This window comes from Paenibacillus sp. FSL R5-0519, from assembly GCF_037974275.1.
Lineage (GTDB): Bacteria > Bacillota > Bacilli > Paenibacillales > Paenibacillaceae > Paenibacillus.
Map to the genome: position 1 here is coordinate 5233617 of NZ_CP150234.1, position 19949 is coordinate 5253565.

A 19949-nucleotide genomic window follows, 5' to 3' on the forward strand; every position below is an offset into this window, starting at 1 on the left:
TCTCACTCCTTCCACAGCTTTCCGTCTTCCCGAATACAGATTAAGGCCGTGCCGTCCGAAGAAGGCGCAGTAATCTGAAACAGGCTGCGCGTCGTTTCGATTACAGGGTCACAACTCCACGAATCCTCACCCATAAGCAACTTCATATCTTGGGTAAATTCGCCATGGGTTTCATAATAATTGCGTTCACGGTAATAGAGCTTGCGAAGCTCCCATTTGATTCGTTCGTCTTCCGGCAACGCAAACGAATCATCCGTTCCGTCATTCGAGAATACAACATACCCCCATAACTCCGGGTAGTGCATGTTAATAATGCCCATAGGTGACCACACCCAGTTGTCCTCCGGATAAGGTCTGCCTGTCTCCGGATTCAGCACCTTACGGTACTCACCGCCCTGTACCTCGGTCTGCCACTCCACACGTGAGAAGTTGACACGCCAGAACTCACCTGGTGCAGGTGGACGGTTTCCTTCGGCGCACTCCTTTAGACTGTTCCAGGGAATCGCGACTTCCAAGCTCCATTTGCGGTTATCAGCCCCAGGTACGTTCAGTTCTCCATCGATATATACGGCCGTCCTGAGACCGCTGATATCCCAACCGTTAACCGGAGGCCCACCATCCCGATAAGGCTTCACTAATAACAGGTCCCATACCGTATTAAGCGCATTGATCTCGAACTCATAATATTGATGGGAATCCCCGTCGGGATCGATAAAAATCTCAAAGTCATTATCATAAAAAATAACGGAATCACGCTCCGTCAACGTAGCCCATATCTGATCTTCCATCAGCTCGGCAGCAAAGTAGAAATAGTCGTCATCCCACAGCATTTTTACCCGCGTCTGTTTCTCTGGCTTTGGACAAATATCACCTTCGATATCAACGAAATCATCTGTCCAAGGGGCCGTATCCCAAAATGCCTTATCCACACGGCCGTCCAATACTAGCGGTTCCTGCGCACGATTGCATATATAATGTTTGGGAGCATACTCAATCCTGGGCTCTGGCACTCCAATTCTGTTCATGTCACTCTCTCCAATTCGTAAGGGAGAGCATGTATCAGCACACGCCCTCCCCGTAATGGTTAGTTATGGGTGACAACGGCTCCAGCGCCGCCGTACATTTCCAGCTCCTCATCGAATTCAAGCTTAAGAACGGTCACCTGTTCATTTGTATCCTCCGGGGTCATCTTAATCCACGTTGTTCCTGGGATATTGAACCAAGGCACGCCCCCATGGATCTCATGATGAAGCTCTTTGCCTGAATGCAGCACAGTAATCTTTTGGATCGGATTGCAGAGACCTTTGATGCACACATTCTCTTTTGGATCGTCGTACACAAACAGGTACAGCGTCTTTCGATCCTCAGATACCGTGCTTCCTCCCAGATAATAGCGGGACATAATGCCTTCACCCGTTCCGAAGACAGCCTCCTCATGGGTTCGGATCCAAGCTCCCAACCCAAGCAGAATATCTTCCTGCCTCTGATCGATGGTGCCATCTTCACGCGGACCGATATCCAGCAACATATTACCGCCCATCGAAATGCAATCACAGAACATCCGAATGATCTGATTCAGGGATTTATATTTATGATCGGTTGGTACATATCCCCAGGATGTGTTGATCGTGGTGCAGAATTCCCAAGGTCCCTCCGGTCTTGTAATCGGAATGCCCTGCTCAGGCGTTTTGTAATCCCCATAACCTTGAAGGCGGGAGTTGATGATAATATCCGGGTTGAAGGAGTGCAGGTAATGTTTGAACTCCGGCAGATTCCACTGCTGTGCACTCCGTTCCCAATCCCCATCAAACCATAGCAGATCCACCTTTCCGTAATTCGTTAAAATCTCTTCCAGTTGATGGTTATTGAATTGCAGGAACTTCTGCCACTTTTCCTGATTCTGAACGCCATCCACTGGACTTGAATACGGGTTGACATCGCTGAGATCGTCCGGCACTTTTTCCCCTTCATACACGCTAGGATAATCCGGGTGCGACCAATCAATGAGCGAGTAATACATCCCCAGATGAATCCCTTTCTCACGGATCGCTTCCGCATACTCCCTCACGATGTCCCTATTCGCCGGTGTCTGTTTGACGACATTCAGGTCACTATATTGCGTATCCCATAATGCAACGCCATCATGATGCTTCGTTGTTAATACGGCATATCGGGCACCAGACTTCTCAATCAAGTCCGCCCACTTCTCCGCGTTGAATTCCGATGCCGTAAAACCATCCAACTGCTTCATATATTCTTCATAGGATATCCTGCCATTATAGAAGGACCAGGATTCCGCTACCCCGTCTACCGCATAGATGCCGTAGTGGATGAATATCCCCAGCTTGGCTTCTTCAAACCATTTTTGCATATCTGTTCACACCTCCCCCGAGCATTGTGATATACGAAAAATATGAAAATCAATGAAGCTTGCGGTTATCTTTCTTCCTCCCTGGGAAATATGTTGGATCGACAGACCTTTTTATTGCCCGGAATTCCAGCGGTCGTATGCTCCCTGATACAGTTCGATGATACGGTCACTGCCCATTTTCTTCATCTGTGCAATGTACTTATCCCAGTTCTCAAGGGGTTCCTGACCCGTCACAAACTTGGCTTCCATCTGCTTGACGTACGTATCCAGGTCAGACAATAGAGCGGTGGCTTCGCTTTGCTCTTCATTTGTCAGATAAACGTTAGGAAATGGTGCTTTTCCGATAGGTACCAACTTCTCTTGATTCTGCTGGTCAATCCACTCATCAAATTCGGTGCGAAGACCCTTCGCTACTTCGGGATCATTAATGCCCGGTGTCAAGATACCAAAGTTCGGCGTGATCTTACCCCGATATTCTTCACGATCTCCACCCCCAGGAACGGGGAGCCACTCTTTTACGTGATTTTCCTTGTCTTTGAATTGCCATAACACACCTTCCGGACCTTGATTGAACAGAGTCGCACCTTCATAGCTGTACAAGTAATCGATCCATCTCATCGTCGCCTCGGGTGACGGGTTGCTGCTCGTAATCGCAAAGGTACCGCGAGCCGACATACCTGGGTGCTTGCCGTATACCGGAGAGTCTGCCACCTCGCTCTTCACGGGTGTCATCAGCGGATGATCCGTGCTGGGCTCACCGCCGAGTGTGAAGTATGGATGGTAATCGTTGAACAGTGCAAGTTTGTTGCTCACACCTTTTGCTTTTTTCTGATCGCCTGTTTGAGAGAAGGTCTCATGATCCAGCAAATCTTCTTTCCACAAGCGATTCATGAATGTCAGATACCCTTTGTAGCCTTCTTCTTGATAAGGGTAGTGAACTTTTCCGTCCTTATCGGAATAGATACCTTCGTTGTACATCCCCCAGAAGCCGAAGAAAAACATGCGAAGATCATCCAGTTTTACAGAAGTCAGCGGAATCTCATCTTGCTGGCCATTGCCATTCGGGTCTTCTTCTTTGACACGCTTGAGATACGTATACAATTCTTCCGTGGTCTTAGGCTCTTCTACGTTAAGTGCCTTTAGGAACTCCCCGTTGTACCACATTGGGCCTCTATACCACACAGCGGCTTTATCAATGAATGGGAGTGCATACATATGCCCATCAGGTGTTGTAAATGATTTGCGGACATCCGGGTTCTCATCGAGAATCTTTTTGATATTCGGAGCGTAACCTTCGTCAATGTATTTCTCCAACGGGATCAGAATGCCCTGACTGCCATATGTCACCTGCTCGGCTGGCTTGAGGTCCGCAGCATAGAACATATCCGGCAAGTCTCCGCTGGCAAATACCAGATTTTTTTTCGTTTCAAAGCTGTCGATCGGTGATAGTTGGTATTCTAGCTTGATGCCCGACAATTTCTCCATCTCTTGCAGCACAGGCATTGTGCTCCAGTCGGCTACACCCGCATCCTGGGACATGACCTTCAGCGTTAGTGTTTTGTCTACAATGGGGAAACCTTCTTTTTTGACCCCCTCAATTGTGGAGGTCGCACTTCCTTCTTCATTGGTTGAACCACAGGCTGCAAGCAATGTTGCGAATAAGGTGAGACAGAGTGTAATGGATGAAGCCTTGCGAAGCTTTTTCATGACAACAACTCCCCTTGTTTAATGTGGTATATGGATTAAGATCAGCCCTTAACGGAACCGATCATAACACCCTGGACAAAGTAACGCTGAAGGAATGGATACACTGCAATGACCGGAAGGGTCGCAACAATAATGACAGCATATTTAACCAGTGCAGCAATCTCCGCTTTGGTATTCATCGCCGTTGCTGAAGAGGTATCAATGGCTCCTCCCCCTTGAGCTGCCATTTCCTGAAGCACGAGAATCTGCCGCAGAAAGAGCTGCAACGGATACTTGGAAGAATCATTCAGATAGATCATGGCGCTGAAATAACTGTTCCAGTGTCCGACTCCATAAAAGAGTGCCATCACTGCAATGATTGGCATGGAGAGTGGAAGCACAATCTTGATGAACAACCGGGTGTTGGTACACCCATCAATATGCGCCGCTTCCTGCAGCTCCTTGGGAATCGTCGATTGGAAGAACGTACGGCATACGATAATATTCCAGATGGATGCAGCTCCAGGCAGAATAAGTGCCCACATGCTGTTCACCATACCAAGATCCTTGACTAGCAGGTAACTTGGGACAAGCCCTCCGCCGAAGAACATCGTTACCATAAACATCGCCATGAAGAATCCGCGCCCCACAAAATCCGAGCGGCTGAGCGCATAGGCTGCTGGTAACGTGACAATCAGGTTGACGATGGTACCTACAACGGTATAGATGATCGTATTTTTGTAGCCAATCCAGATGTTGGTGTTTTCAAACACCCTGGCATAACCTTCAAACGTAATCCCTTTGGGAAGCAGCCACATCTCACCGGAGCTTACATATTTGGGATCACTGATTGAAGCACTGATGATGTATAACAGCGGGTACAACACGATGACGAGCGCTACCGTAAGATAGATGTAATTGCACACTAAGAACACCTTATCGCTTCTGCTTTCTTTCACTGCGGATGACATGTGTATTCCCTCCTTTTACCACAGGCTGTTTTCACTGGTACGACGTGCGATCTGATTCACGGTAATGAGCAGAATCGCATTAACTACGGAGTTGAACAATCCCACCGCCGTGGAGAAACTGTACTGCGCATCAACCAGACCGGACCGATAGACAAACGTTGAGATGACATCGGACGACCCCATGTTCAGCGGATTTTGCAGCAGGAGGATTTTCTCAAATCCGACGCCCAAAATACTGCCCATATTCAGAATTAACAGGATGGTGATCGTAGGGATGATCGCTGGGATGTTAATATGTAAAATTCGTTTAAAGCGACTCGCACCATCCACCACAGCCGCTTCATGCAGTTGCGGGTCCACGCCAGATAGGGCGGCAAGGTATATGATGGTGCCCCAGCCTGCGCTTTGCCAGACTCCGGACAGTACGTACACTGTTTTGAACCACGCAGGGTCCGTCAGGAATTGAGGTGCCTGAAATCCAAGGGCTTCCACCAAATTGACAATCATGCCTGATGAGGGAGACAAAAAGGTAATGATCATGCCCGACATCACAACGACCGAAATAAAATGCGGTGCATACGTGACGGTCTGCACAGTACGCTTGAAGAAGGAATCCTTCACTTCATTGAACGCTAACGCCAGAATGATCGGCAGTGGAAAACCTATAGCCAATTCATATAAGCTGATGCTAAGTGTATTCCATAGCAAATCCCAGAAATAATAAGAATTGAAGAAACGGATGAAATGATCGAATCCGACCCATGGGCTTCCCGTGACACCAAGCGTTGGAATAAAATTTTTGAATGCAATTTGTATGCCGTACATCGGACCATAATGGAATATCAGAAAGTATAGAAAGGCTGGCGCGATAAACAGATACAACTCCCAGTTTCGAATCATCCTTCTCCCTAATTTATTTTTCTTACTGCTCGAATTGGTGTATACCGATAGGTTTTGCGACAAGGTGGACTTCCCATCTGGTTGCATCAGTTGTTTCCTCCTTTTTTGGTAACGCTTACATACCGAGTTTATGGTTCATTTTCGAATCCGTAAATATGCCATTTCAACCTTTCCATTTAAAATCACCGAATAACCTGTTACAACGGGGGTTTACACTTTAGTTGCCAGCTTGTCATTGTCATTTTGGGGAAGTAAAACATGTAGAATTTGACCGGTTTCCTTCCTTAAGTGTCATTTAGGATTCCGTCACATGAACCTGGAAAGATGTCAGATCTTAAATGAGGTTAGAAAACAGGCATTAAAGTCAAAACCCACATATACGATCAGGCACCGTGTTCATGTTTACAATCATTATGCTGAATGTGGAGGTTTACAGATGGTACCGATGCGAAATTATGTAATATTACCTATCATACATCTATCGCATTTTACAAGCCCTTCATTGGTTGCTTTTATTCTATATTTCTCCTCTCTCTTTCGTATATATGTTGTTTTTATCTTTGCGTGCAGGATACACAAATGCTTATAAACATTGGGTTTTTGAAGTCTTATATGTAGATTTTGCACAAGGTTTGCACGCTTAGCCCCATAGATATTTGGGAAAATACTATTTCAAAACAACCGATTTCATAACATGAATTGGCCTTATAAGCCAAGCAGTTATCCATTTCAATCGATTTAAGTGTAATTATATTTATCTTCAAATGTAATATAAGTGAACATACAAGATCTTTTTTACGTTTTCAGTTAAATAAAAAAACCACTCTCCATATACGTATGGAGAGTGGTTTCCAGGATACAATTCGTTTATCCAGGATAGTTTATAGAATTTGCAGTGAATTTACTTGCCTGAAGGTTGAGCTTCTGCCGTATATCCTGTTGGGATATCCGTTTCTGCAGTCACATTCGTGATAACCATCGGATACATCATGTCCGGGTCAGGTTGAATAATGGAATAGAGCACGATCGCGCGTCCATCCTTCTCCAGTTTCACATCATCAATCTTCAATCCATAACCAGGGTGTGGCATTTCAGCACTGAGTTTAACTTTGGTTGTTTTGTCATCAACCTTCGTTGTAGTCACTTCAGGTACGATCGCTTGTTGGCCTTCACCTGGATTGGTTGGAGCCGGCTCTGCTGAGCCGCCATTGCCGTGTTTATCCACGAATTCGAGTGCATTGAAGATCATGCTTGCAGCCTCCATACGGGTAAGTGACTGATCTGGACGGAAATTACCGTCCTTATCCAGTTCAATGATGTTCATGTTCAGCAAGTTCTGGACCGCAGATATTGCGTCCTTACCGATTTTATTTTCGTCCTTAACAAGATTATACTTCATGATGACCGGATAATTCCCGGTTGTGTTAATACCTTCATGAAGCAAAATAACAAATTGCTCGCGTGTCATTTTGCCCTGCGGGTTTACTTCTACCGGAATAGACAATCCATTTTGGGTAGCGGCCTGTACAGCATCCGCATACCATGTGTCCGGACTAATTTTATTCTGAGCGGCAGACGCCGCGTATGCATTTTTCAGACCAAATGCATTCACAATCAGTTGAACACCCTGTGGCTCGGACAATGCGAGATCTGGACGGAACAGATCCGCTGTTACTCCGTTAATCACACCTTTTGTTTTCAATGAATCCACAATCGACTTCTGACCCTCATCTTTCACATCTGAGAAAGCAAATACGGATGCACCTCCTGCTGTCAAAGAAACGCAGAGTGCAAGCGTTGCGGCCAATCCTTTTTTATGTTTCATTTCCTGGCACCTCCATATGATTAGTAAAGCCTATTTTTTACCTCTTCATTCCTACAGACGGGGTACCTCTAGAAAATGTTTCAGTAATTTCGACATCTGGTGAATACAACACGGGAACACTGCATAGAACTTTTCTCCGCAGTCACTAATCCGATCCACCTGCCTGCTGCTAACTGACTTCGTTGACATCCCATCGGATTAGCGCAAAAATAAGAATAGAGAAATCCATCGGATGACGGATAAACAGCGAACCGGATCGCATACAGTAAGAGGGCACGACGCGCTAATAACAGGTGTCGGCCCTTTTCTTGACTCCACCCGCTGAACTGACTTCACCTATAACAAAAGGAGAACAATGCTTATGTCCAAGAAAGGATTACTTCGCGGTTATGTCGTATCGAACTGGCCTATCTATCTGTTTGCTGTTCTTCTGATTATTGCCTCCAATGTCGGGCAAGCATCCCTGCCCCGCATACTCGGCAGTTTCACAGATCAATTGATGCAGAACACACTCCAGATGCAGACAATCGTAAGGTACAGCCTGTCCCTTCTAGCTATTGCCATCGGCTATAATCTACTGTTCGGTACCGGACAGTTCATGATTATGAAGCTTGGTCGACGCTTCGAATTCATGACGCGTGAGCGTATATTCAGTAAGTTTTCCGAACTTAGCGAACATTATTTCTCCAAACAAGGGAACGGAAAACTGCTCAGTTATGTCATGAACGATGTTACTTCCGTACGTGAAGCAATATCCAATGGCGTGACACTCATGACCAATGCCACCTTCCTGCTGTTGTCCTGCATTGTCATGATGCTGCTTAGCGGGATTCCGTTGACACTCATTCTAATCAGCGTTGTACCTTTGCTGGCGATTCCATTTCTGGTCGTATTTTTCGGTCCGCGGATTCGCAAGCGCTCTCGTGATGTACAGGAAGCCCTTGCAACCATGACAGAATCTGCAGAAGAACAGCTGGGCGGCATTCGCGTAACCAAGACGTTTGCCATCGAAGACAGTGCTCGTGCACGTTTTGGAACTACCGTCGATGCAATTAAGAGCAAACAGCTTCGGCTTGTTCGTTTGTCTTCCTTGTTTCAAGCCTTACTCCCGCTGCTGGGAGCCATCTCATTGGTTGTTTCTCTGCTTGTCGGAGGTATGATGACCATGCAGAATTCCATTACACTCGGGAGTTTTGTCGCCCTAACCTTATATCTGCGCATTATCATGGGACCGCTTCAACAGATCGGTAATGTCATCAATACCGTTCAGCGCTCAGGCGCATCCCTGGAGCGGGTGAATGACCTGCTCAGCGAAGTAGCGGATGTGCGTGAACTTCCCGAAGCCACAGCGCTCCATACCGTACAAGATATCACCATGGAGAATCTAACCTTCTCCTATCCTGGCAGTTCATCCCCTGCTCTCAAAAATATTCAACTCCATATTCGTGCCGGGCGAACGGTGGGTATTGTAGGCAAGACCGGCTCAGGTAAAAGCACCCTCGTTAAGCTGTTGCTGCGTACATATGAACCACCTGAAGGAACGATTCGCATCAATGGTACCGATATTCGGCAGCTATCGCTGGAAAGTCTGAGATCGCGCATCGCCTATGTCCCTCAGGATGGCTTCCTGTTTAGCACCACCATCCGGGATAACATCGCATTCAGCGACCGGGAAGTATCGCTGGATACAGTGGAACATAGTGCACGGCAAGCCATGATCTATGACAATATTGTCCGTTTTCCTGATCGCTTCGATACACGACTTGGCGAACGCGGACTCACCCTGTCTGGTGGACAACGTCAGCGAACCAGCCTTGCAAGAGGACTAATCAAGCAAGCACAGTTACTTATTCTGGATGACAGCATGAGCGCGGTTGATGCCGTCACAGAGAGTGGTATTCTGCGCAGTTTGCGCGAGATCGGCAAGGGCAAGACCACATTGATCATCTCTCATCGCATCAGCGCGGTCCGTCATGCGGACGATATCATCGTTCTGGATGAAGGGCGAGTCGCTGAGCAGGGAACACATGCGCAGTTGATGGCTGCCAAGGGGTTATATGCGGCCACCTACCGTTTGCAGGAGGAGGGATTACATCATGTCTAACGCTGAACTTCGACCAGATGCAGAAGAAGATCAGAGTAAACGAACTTCGTTCAAAGCGATGATGGCATACGCCAAACCGCATAAATGGGCATTTGCCGGTATCTTCTTCTGCTCACTGCTGGGCATATCGGCAGATCTGCTGCAACCCTATCTGGTGAAGATCGCCATCGATGATCATCTGGCCATCGGCCAGACCAGTGTAGGCTTTCTCGTTCAGCTCGCAGCCATCTTTCTCGGGCTGGCTGTTATTAGTTTTATTTTTACCTATGTGCAGAATAATCTGTTGCAGCATGTGGGACAGAACATTGTATCCCGGATTCGAAAGGACCTGTTCAAACATATCTCCAAGATGTCCATGTCTTTCTTTGACCGTTTTCATATCGGCAGTCTAGTCACGAACGTATCCAGTGATACGGAAACCATCAGCAGCTTTTTCACCCAAGTCCTGCTCAGTCTGATTCGAGATGGTATGATGCTGGTGCTCATTATCGTCTTTATGTTCCAACTTGATCCTGTGCTCGCGGGTTACTCCCTAATTGTCCTGCCTGTCATTGCAGTGGTTGCGGTATTATTCCGTAGTCGACTGCGGAAGGCTTATCAGAATGCCCGTACGCGTCTTTCCCGTTTAATCGCATTTACAGCGGAGAACCTGTCCGGCATGTTCCTGATTCAGGCTTTTCACCAGGAAGAAGAACAGAAGAAACGTTTCTCGGAACAAAATGCGCTCCATCTGAAAGCCAACATTGCTCAAGCCCGCTCCAATGTCATATTCAACCGGACCTTTGATATCCTTGGCAATGCGGCACTGGTCATGATGGTCTGGCTTGGAGGTCGCGCCGTTCTCGGTGAGTCCCTGCAAGTCGGGGTATTATATGCGTTTATCAGTTATATTCGTCAGTTCTTTCAACCGATTAACCAGATCACGATGCAGTGGAATACATTCCAGTCCACCACCGTATCCATGGATCGCATCTGGAACATTCTGAATACGCGGCCTGAAGTTGCCGATCCTGAGCCTAAGCAAGTCTCTTCACTGGAACCTCGGAACGTGATGGGCCAGATTGATTTTAATGATGTGTCTTTTGGTTATCGGGCAGATCGGCCCCTGATCCAGCATATGAATCTGCACCTCTATCCGGGTGAAATGGTAGGGATCGTGGGCACAACAGGCGCTGGCAAAAGCACCCTGATCTCCCTGCTCAATCGCTTTTATGATGTAGACAAAGGCAGTATCGAAATTGATGGTACCGATATTCGGCAGTTGCCGCAGGCCAAACTTCATCGGATCGTGGGTCTGATTCAACAGGAACCATTCCTCTTCTCCGGTTCCATCATTGATAATGTGAGAATGTTTCGTGAGGATATTACGCGAGAGCAAGCGATTGAAGCCTGCCGTTTTGTCGGAGCACATGCCATGATTTCACGTTTGTCACAAGGATATGATACACATCTGTCCGAACGCGGAAGCGGGCTTTCCGCCGGGGAGCGGCAGTTGATATCGTTTGCCCGAATCGTTGTGTTCCAGCCCCGAGTGCTCATCCTGGATGAGGCGACGGCCAATCTGGACTCGCACACGGAACAGCTTGTGCAGCAGGCACTCGAATCGGTATCTCAAGGACGCACCACCATTGTCATTGCCCATCGTCTGTCCACGGTGATGCATGCCGATCGAATTCTGGTGATGGAGAATGGCGAGATTGTGGAGGAAGGCTCGCATCAGGAGCTGATTGAAGCTCAAGGCGTATATGCCGACCTGTACACGCATGCGCGTGATGCAGGTAAAAATTCAGCGATATCAGGATAATGGACCTGAATAAAGTTCGTGTTAAACTATAGATCGGGGCTAATAAAGTGAGCTGAGTCTGTCATCTGTGTTATAGCCAATAACGTTGAACATGCCGCTCTGCTCATGCAGGCGGCACGTTTCGCATATCGATCAGCATTGTTCATTAGGAGGAGCATCTATGCAACAACCTGAAACAACCAAGCGCGACCATCGGCAGATTCGTTACCGACGCAGCACCGCTCTATGGAAAGCAAGTCTATGCTTCCTTTTCCTTCTCTTGTGTGTGAGCCTGTTATGGATCATCGTGGACGGACAAGCCGAAAGACTGGAGACGATATACTATTCCATCGCTGCCGTGCTGGGCATGTGGTTGATCGGACCGCTATTCTTCATGTTCGTGTCACGACTAACCAGAAGCCCTGCCGTGTTGTTATCCTGGGATGATGATGCGTTGAACACGGGCAAGCGGAAGATTCCATGGAGCCGGATTCGCAAATTCGAACTTGCCTCACCTGCCCGCAGCAAGTGGCTCCTGTCTGCTTCTCCCATGATCGTTCTGTTCCTGAAGGACGGCACCCGGTCTCATATTCAGACCGATCATCTGCTCAGCAAAAAAGAGCTGAACCAAGCGGTGACTTTGCTTCAGGAGACTTTGCATGATCAGCAGCAAGATCATGCACTATCGTGAGGGATGAGACAAGCCTCCCACACCACACATCACTGTGATTTCTCCACACCTATGGACAGGCTGACTCTGTAATTGCCGTAAGGCAGCAATGCTTCCAACAGTTGTCCAAGTTGCTCTGTGGTGCTGGTCTGCACCCGCATCAGATAACAGCCTTCTCCGCTGACGCGATGGACTTCAATGATGTCCTTACGATCAGCAATGAATGTACGAAAGGCAGCATGTCTGTCACCGGAGTTCAAGAAAACCGTGACAAAGGCCTGTAGGCCGAGGCCAAGGCGTTCCGGGTTCCATTTTACCGTGTACCCTTCGATTACACCCAGGTCTTGCAGCTTGCGCACTCTTGCACCGACGGCCTGTCCCGTGAGATGAACCTCTTCACCGATCTCTTTGTGAGAACGTTTGGCATCCTGAATCAGGATCTGCAAAATACGGATATCTGTGTCATCTATCATTTCATTCATCTTGCTTCAGCAATCCTTTCACGGTGAAATTAGCTTAGCCTAATTCCATTCATCATGTTATGTACGCCGTTAAACGGGTTGTATACCATATAGGGTAATACTATTCAACAACCCGAAGGAGTGCAAATATCATGAAAATTCAATTGATTCGCAATGCAACACTGTGGCTGGAATACGGAGGGCTGAACATTCTCGTTGATCCCATGCTGATGGACGCCGAAGTCATGCCCGCATTCCCCAATACACCCAATGAGTTACGTAATCCAAGAGTAGCTCTGCCTGAAACCGAAACGGATTATCTGAATCCAGATCTGTTGATTGTGACACATACCCATCCCGATCACTGGGATGGAAGCAGCGGCGAAACAACTCGGTAAAGACATTCCTCTAATCTGCCAGCCTGGGGATGAACATGTATTTTTGGGTGCCGGATTCACAAATGTAACAGCTGTCGAAGAAAAACACGAGCATCACTCTGTCCGATTCGCCCGCACATCCGGGCATCATGGCACAGGTGAAATCGGAGAACGCATGGGCAACGTGTCCGGTTTCGTACTTGAAGCAGATGGAGAACCCGTCACCTATATCGCTGGGGATACCATCTGGTGCGAAGAACCTGCTGAAGCCATTCGTCAATACACACCTGAAGTCATTATCGTGAATGCCGGAGGCGCACGCTTCCTGGAGGGTGACCCCATTACAATGGACGGGCCTGACGTTGTAGCCGTGAAGCGCCATGCGCCGTCTGCTCATGTCATCGCTGTGCACATGGATGCGATTAATCATTGTATGATGTCTCGTACGGATCTTGCCACTTATCTGACATCCGAGCAGTTGGATGGTCAGGTACTCATTCCGCGTGATGGCGAAAGTTTTGAATTTTGAGTTTTGGATTCAGAAGCTAAGCCAATGAGAAATAATCCAACATAGACCAAATAGACCGCATATCTCATCGAGGAGATTTCGGTCTGTTTGGTCTAATTTTCATTGCATTTGTAATTGCCTGATCTTCTGAAGAGTGATGATCAGATCAGACCAGACTTCTTGAGCATCCGCGATATCATCTGGGTCACTTCAGCACGGGTGATGAACTCTCCAGATGCCAGATCTCCGCTCGTTCGACCGGATACAATCCCTGCTTGAATCGACTGGGCAACACCCTTTATCGCCCAGGAAGATACACTCGCCCCTGAACCAGATGACCGAAGGATCTCCTCCGCCCTCTGATCGGATATCGGGCTAGATAAATATGTGAGATCCATTGCTCTTGCAATCATTACCATAGCTTCTTCTCGTGTAATCTCTTCGTTCGGTTGGAATGTTCCGTTCGCATAACCATTAATCAGGTTATAATCACGAGCAGTTCCTATTGCAGCAGAATACCACATATCTGATGACACATCGGTAAATCCACTATTCGAAGCTCTCGGTGCGACACCTAATGCCCTGGTTACGATGGCAGCAAACTCAGCACGGGTAATGTTCTGATCTGGACTGAAGCTGCCATTGCCTGTTCCTTCAATAATCATGCGGGAACCCATATCATCCACCGCATCCTGCGCCCAGTGACCAACTACATCTCCGAATTTAAGTGGATGTAGAATGAGCGCATATGTGCTGTTACTAAGGCTATTGATCACGGCTTCATAACGACCTTCCCTAAGCACAACCCGGGTAGGAACGTGACGAACCGTCCCGTCTGCATTCACAACAACACCCGTGGTAATACCGGAATTGCCTACACCTTCTTCAAGGATCATAGTCCGTTCGACATAATCAGTGAACTGGGTAATTTCCACAGAATTGTCTTCATAAAGACCTCTTACGGTAAAATCAACCGGTGTACCCTGAATAATAAAATTATTCTGTTGCGTTGCCCGTCTCACTGCCTGGGTCGCTACCTGGGTCAGCTTGGCAATCTCTACCTGGACTTTCATATCCTGCAGGTCAGAAACATCTCCAAGATCCGTGGCAAGTGAGGACAATTGAATCTGATTCAAAGGCAGCGTATATGTTGCCTGCCCGGTTTCCAGCTTCAACACTGCTTGAGCTGTCTGCATTTCTTGTACCATTTGGCCATCCAGTTCACCAATCAGAACATCAGCGCCGGATGGCACACGAATGGATACAACTGCTCCTGTTCCCTCGGCAGCCAGTTTCTGTTTTAACTTTTCCGAATCAATGCCTACCGTACTCACCAATTGTCCATTTCTAGTCGTTTTAATCAAACTACCGATCTGTTCCGAAATACCATTAATAAGTACATTGATGCCCTCGGCAGAAACAGATTGTGGTGAGGAAGAACCGACAGAAGAGCCCGAATTCCCAGAACTCTCGCCACTGGAAGGTACAGAAGGAGTCACAGCATTGGAAGGATCAGAGAACACACTGCTACCCACTGCATTGATTGCTTTGAGCGTAAAGGTATAGCTTATCCCATTGGTTAATCCGGTCACATTGATTGGACTGGAGGTACCAGTAACCTTGATATTACCTGGTGTTGAAGTTACTTCATAACCTGTTATCACACTTCCCCCATCTTTCGCGGGAACATTAAATGTAATCGTTGCCTGGCCATTGCCGGCCATTGCTTTTACATTTGTTGGGGCTTTGGGTACGGAAGGAATCATTAACCAAGGCGTAGCTTCACTAATAACACCATTTATGCTTTGCACCACATAATATTCGCCCCCTGCTGGCAGATCAGCAAAACGTAGCGTGCCATTCGGTTGGAGCAGCGGAGTATTGGATACAGCCGTTCCGTCCGTCAAGTATAAGGTTACTGTTGCTCCCTCATAGACTTGCCCAACATCCAAATAGCCAACGCCAACACTCCCCTCGGGTTTGCGCAAGTTAACCCCAACGAAGTCAGAGTTCTCACTTTGCTCACCATCCACGGTCTGGGTAACATAATACTCTCTGGAATCAGGCACAACGTTCTCAAATCTGTACGTACTGCCCATTACAGGGTCAGAAGTAGTTTTCAGGGTACCATCCACCAGATACAGTTTCAAGATCGCACCAGGTGTGAAGCCGCTGACTTCGATACTTTCCATACCTGCTACAGCCACAGGCCGTGCAGGATAAACGGGAGATACATCGACCGTTTTGGAGACGGTGCTTATTACTCCATTGATCGTTTGTTGAGCGTAGTAGGTAGTCCGATTGGTAAGGCTTTCAAAGATAACTGTTCCATTCGACCGAACGTTTGGCGTATCTGATACAAAATCCCCGTTCAGCTTGTACAGCGTAACCGTCGCTCCCGGATAAACATTACTCACAGTTACCGACGTAGAATCGGCACTTACCTCTGGTTTCCGAAGAATCGAATTGACAAAGTCCGAGTTAGTGCTTTCTTCTCCATTTACCGTCTGCTTCACGTAATATAGGTCCGATCTAGGCACAACAGATTCAAATAGATACGTACTGTCTGTTACAGAATTAGCGGTGGCTTCCAGCGTGCCATCCACCCGATATAGCTTCAAGTTCGCACCAGAAGTGAACCCCCTCACTTCAATACTTTCGAGCTTCCCCTCAACGATGGGCTTGCCTGGAATATTGGGAGATACATCTACCCAGTTAGACACACTGACCACTCCATTGATCGTTTGCTCGACGTAATACGTCGCTCGACTTGTCACATTTTTGAAAACAACGGTGTTATCCGGTTGAGTTTCTGGCGTGCTATTAAAAATAGTTCCATTCAGGTTGTGCAGGGTTACTGTTGCGCCCGGATACACATTACTCACAGATACTTGCTCGATTCCGCCGGTCACTTGAGGTGTCCGGAGACTGGCATTGGTGAAGATAGAATTCTGACTTTCTTCACTGTTTACGGTCTGAGTCACATAATACTCTTGTGTGTCAGGGACTACATTTTCAAACAAATATACCCCTGCTATTGTCTGTACGTCGGACGTGTCCTTCAGAACACCTTTTGTAGTATACAGCTTCAAAACCGCACCAGCCTCAAAGTCTGATACCTCAATACTTTCCACCTTAGAAACGACTGTAGGTGCAGCAGGAGCTGCCAACACGACTGGGGCTCTCCCCCATAGTGTCATGACCAGACTTACAATCATCATGATTGCAGTAAACCTAGAAACCAACCTTCGATCCATAGCATCGCTCTCCCTTTTGGCGTATGTTTAACCTCTTCCGTACTCATTGCATCCCAGATCGTAATATCAGGGTTTAGACGGTGCACGTCTGTACATGGTGTTGTATTATCACAGATAGATTGACCGTATAATATATTTATCGACTTTTTTCGTCATTTTTTTATATATTTCGATCTGCATTGATATCAAAATTTAACGGGATTTTCTCGTCGAGTGATTACTCATATCATGCGGACTACGCAAAAAACTGGATACGAATTCATCGCATCCAGCCTTTTATTAAAGGGACAACTCAACGGCCGATACTTCTGCTATCTCAGGCCGTGTCACCCTATGCATTTTTCCTAAGACATCATTGCACTTTCAAACGGATCACGTTCCATGACGCTTTCGCCAAGCTCGCTGTAATCAGGGTCTCGGATACCACTGCACCCCCGCGATTATGAGGAGCAACGCGGTTTGGTTGTGCGGCCGTATTCGATGCTTTGAGGTCATCGCTTTCCAGCACGATATGCTCGATCAAGCTGCATTTCCCGAAACTGCGCAGATCCACTTCGAGCGGAAGCGCTTCTTCCAGATGACGGTTGACTGCGAATACAGTCACTTCACCCTGCTCTTCGTTATGAACTGCAATGCCCTCGAGATAAGGAACATCTGTGATTTGTTTGGTATCGTATTTCGGAGATTGGATCAATGGCACCAATGCCGTTCCACGTCCAAACAAGGACGTATGCATGAATGGATAGAAGATCGTCTGTCTCCACGAACCACCGCCCGTCTCTGTCATGATCGGCGCAATAACGTTAACGAGTTGTGCCAGACATGCCATTTTGACCCGATCCGCATGTTTGAGCATACTGATCAACATACAACCAACAAGCAGTGCATCCTCATGGTTGTAGATATCCTCCAGCTGTGGCGGAGCAATCTGCCACGGGTCCATTTTGGAGTCACTTTCATGGGAGTGATACCATACATTCCACTCGTCAAAGGACAGATACATGGTCTTTTTGCTGCGTTTCTTCGCTTTAATATAATCACAGGTTGCCTTCACGGTATCGATAAAACGATCCATTTCAAGTGAGCGAGCCAGGAACGTTGGCGTATCCTGCTCCTGATTACCATAGTACTGATGCAGGGACAGATACTCCACATGATCATACGTATGATCCAGCACGGTTGCTTCCCAATCCGGGAATGAAGGCATATTCAGATTCGAACTTCCACAGGCTACCAGTTCAATGGTCGGGTCCGTCCACTTCATGACTTTTGCCGCTTCAACAGCTGCACGTCCATACTCTTCTGCCGTTTTGTGACCGATCTGCCAAGGACCATCCATCTCGTTGCCCAGACACCATGTTTTGATCGCATGCGGTTGCTTGTATCCATGCTTGATGCGAAGATCACTATAATACGAACCTTCCGGATGGTTGCTGTACTCTACAATATTGCGGGCTGCATCGGCGCCACGTGTTCCCAGATTAACGGCCATCATGACTTCGGAATTGGCCTGTTTCGCCCAGTCCACGAATTCGTTGAAGCCAAATTCATTGGTCTCAATTGTTCTCCAAGCCAGTTCCAGTCTGCGTTTGCGTTCTGACACGGGCCCAACCGAATCTTCCCAATTGTAACCGGATACAAAATTACCTCCTGGATAACGTACAATCGGTACGTGCAGCTCTTTGACCATCTCCAGCACATCCGTGCGAAAACCCTGTTCGTTCGCAGATGGATGTCCCGGCTCATATATTCCACCATACACGGCACGTCCAAGATGCTCAATGAATGAACCGTATAAACGCTTATCAACTACTCCAATAGTAAAATCTTTGTCTACCGTCATTTTTGCTTTTTCCATAATGAATTTCAACTCCCTAAGATTAATATAAAAATTAATTGATATTCTATGGATCAACGTTCATATTTATATTAAAATCGATTATAGCCTCAATTTCAACCTGAATTTTGCAAAATGTTATTCTTTTTACTGAATTTATGTTTAACTTAATTCTATAAAGACATAATGGAGGAACAACTGTGATCAGAGCAAATACCGATGCCGAATGGCTACCCCTATATGAAGCACTTGCGAGTGAAGTACGTTTACAGATTATCCGCCTTGTTGCCGAGACACCCATGAATGTGAAAGACCTCGCTGCTTCATTGGGTCTGAGTAGTGCCATCGTGACCATGCATGTCCGCAAACTTCAGGATGTGGGCATTATTCAGTCCAAAATGATACGCAAAGACGGTGGCACGCATAAAATGAACAGCCTTGCTGTAGACTGGATTGGCATCTCCATGCCGCAAGAAAGTGGCACAGCCCGCAAGCTGCACGAGGTTTCTGTACCTGTTGGACACTACACCCACTTTGACGTCTATCCGACATGCGGGCTGGCAACGTCCACTCAGGTGATTGGCCAGTACGATGACCCTCGCTATTTCCTCGACCCCGAGCGAATGCATGCCCATATTCTGTGGTTTGGCCGTGGATTTGTGGAATACAAAATTCCAAACTATATCTTATCCGGGCAGCAGATCAACGCCATTGAACTGTCCCTGGAGATCGGATCAGAAGCCCCATCCGTTAATCCGAATTGGCCCTCTGATATTACTTTTATGCTCAATGGCATCCGATTGGGTGAATGGACAAGCCCTGGAGATTCAGGCAACGGACGCGGCATGTTCACCCCGGAATGGTGGAGCGACAGTGTCAATCAATATGGTATGCTCAAGGTACTGCGAATTACGAATGAAGGTAGCTTCATTGACGGACAACATCTATCCGAAATCACTCTTGCGGATATCCCTGTCGAACGCAACCAGTGGACCCTTCGTCTATCTGTAGAGGAAGATGCCCAGCATGTAGGCGGACTCACATTGTATGGTGAGGGATTTGGCAACTACAATCAGGACATCCTGTTCCGCCTGTACTATCAGGATTGAATTGTTCGGTTCAATAGATAACACAAAAACACCTCCCACTCGCCCGTCAAAGGCAGAATGGAAGGTGTTTTGTATACCTATAAACATCCG

Annotated in this window: 13 protein-coding genes and 1 pseudogene; 5 read left to right on the forward strand and 9 right to left on the reverse strand. The window is 47.3% G+C overall.

Annotation, left to right across the window (positions count from 1 at the left end):
- Positions 1-2: 2 nt before the first annotated feature.
- The 6 genes from MKY73_RS23660 to MKY73_RS23685 all read right to left on the reverse strand — a co-directional run bounded on the left by MKY73_RS23660 (position 3) and on the right by MKY73_RS23685 (position 7753).
- Positions 3-1025 (reverse strand): carbohydrate-binding family 9-like protein, encoded by a 1023-nt coding sequence (locus tag MKY73_RS23660; protein ID WP_339303696.1) that lies wholly within the window; start codon positions 1023-1025, stop codon positions 3-5.
- A 59-nt stretch (positions 1026-1084) separates the two neighbouring features.
- Complete coding sequence (locus MKY73_RS23665; RefSeq protein ID WP_339303697.1) at positions 1085-2371, reverse strand: alpha-L-fucosidase; 1287 nt, start codon at positions 2369-2371, stop codon at positions 1085-1087.
- A 111-nt stretch (positions 2372-2482) separates the two neighbouring features.
- Positions 2483-4078: an extracellular solute-binding protein gene (locus MKY73_RS23670; RefSeq protein WP_339240164.1), complete on the reverse strand. Its 1596-nt coding sequence runs from the start codon at positions 4076-4078 to the stop codon at positions 2483-2485.
- Between the two features lie 41 nt (positions 4079-4119).
- Complete coding sequence (locus tag MKY73_RS23675; RefSeq protein WP_105600785.1) at positions 4120-5028, reverse strand: carbohydrate ABC transporter permease; 909 nt, start codon at positions 5026-5028, stop codon at positions 4120-4122.
- 15 nt (positions 5029-5043) lie between these two features.
- Positions 5044-6015, reverse strand: a complete 972-nt coding sequence (locus MKY73_RS23680) for an ABC transporter permease subunit (RefSeq protein ID WP_339303698.1) — start codon at positions 6013-6015, stop codon at positions 5044-5046.
- Between the two features lie 814 nt (positions 6016-6829).
- Entirely contained in the window at positions 6830-7753 is a 924-nt protein-coding gene (locus MKY73_RS23685) for an S-layer homology domain-containing protein (RefSeq protein WP_339240162.1), read from the reverse strand.
- 361 nt (positions 7754-8114) lie between these two features.
- On the opposite strand from MKY73_RS23685, the gene MKY73_RS23690 reads away from it, so the two are divergent.
- The 3 genes from MKY73_RS23690 to MKY73_RS23700 all read left to right on the forward strand — a co-directional run bounded on the left by MKY73_RS23690 (position 8115) and on the right by MKY73_RS23700 (position 12331).
- Complete coding sequence (locus MKY73_RS23690; protein WP_339303699.1) at positions 8115-9857, forward strand: ABC transporter ATP-binding protein; 1743 nt, start codon at positions 8115-8117, stop codon at positions 9855-9857.
- Positions 9850-11661 (forward strand): ABC transporter ATP-binding protein, encoded by a 1812-nt coding sequence (locus tag MKY73_RS23695; RefSeq protein ID WP_339303700.1) that lies wholly within the window; start codon positions 9850-9852, stop codon positions 11659-11661. Before MKY73_RS23690 ends, MKY73_RS23695 begins: the two co-directional genes overlap by 8 nt.
- Positions 11662-11821: 160 nt before the next feature.
- A complete protein-coding gene (locus MKY73_RS23700) occupies positions 11822-12331 on the forward strand; it encodes a hypothetical protein (protein WP_339303701.1) in 510 nt (169 codons plus the stop codon).
- A gap of 29 nt (positions 12332-12360) precedes the next feature.
- Here MKY73_RS23700 and MKY73_RS23705 read toward each other — a convergent pair whose 3' ends face one another.
- Positions 12361-12792 carry an Lrp/AsnC family transcriptional regulator gene (locus MKY73_RS23705; RefSeq protein WP_339303702.1) on the reverse strand — a complete coding sequence of 144 codons (432 nt, stop codon included), beginning with the start codon at positions 12790-12792 and terminating at the stop codon, positions 12361-12363.
- Positions 12793-12923: 131 nt separating this feature from the next.
- On the opposite strand from MKY73_RS23705, the pseudogene MKY73_RS23710 reads away from it, so the two are divergent.
- Positions 12924-13677, forward strand: a pseudogene (locus tag MKY73_RS23710) (MBL fold metallo-hydrolase).
- A gap of 140 nt (positions 13678-13817) precedes the next feature.
- On the opposite strand, the gene MKY73_RS23715 reads toward MKY73_RS23710, so the two are convergent.
- Both MKY73_RS23715 and MKY73_RS23720 read right to left on the reverse strand, forming a co-directional pair.
- Positions 13818-16913, reverse strand: coding sequence for an S-layer homology domain-containing protein (locus MKY73_RS23715; protein WP_339303703.1), 3096 nt, complete (start codon positions 16911-16913; stop codon positions 13818-13820).
- 352 nt (positions 16914-17265) lie between these two features.
- Complete coding sequence (locus MKY73_RS23720; RefSeq protein WP_339240155.1) at positions 17266-18771, reverse strand: alpha-N-arabinofuranosidase; 1506 nt, start codon at positions 18769-18771, stop codon at positions 17266-17268.
- Positions 18772-18950: 179 nt separating this feature from the next.
- Here MKY73_RS23720 and MKY73_RS23725 point away from each other — a divergent pair, with 179 nt between their 5' ends.
- Positions 18951-19859 carry an ArsR family transcriptional regulator gene (locus MKY73_RS23725; RefSeq protein WP_339303704.1) on the forward strand — a complete coding sequence of 303 codons (909 nt, stop codon included), beginning with the start codon at positions 18951-18953 and terminating at the stop codon, positions 19857-19859.
- Positions 19860-19949 lie beyond the last annotated feature (90 nt).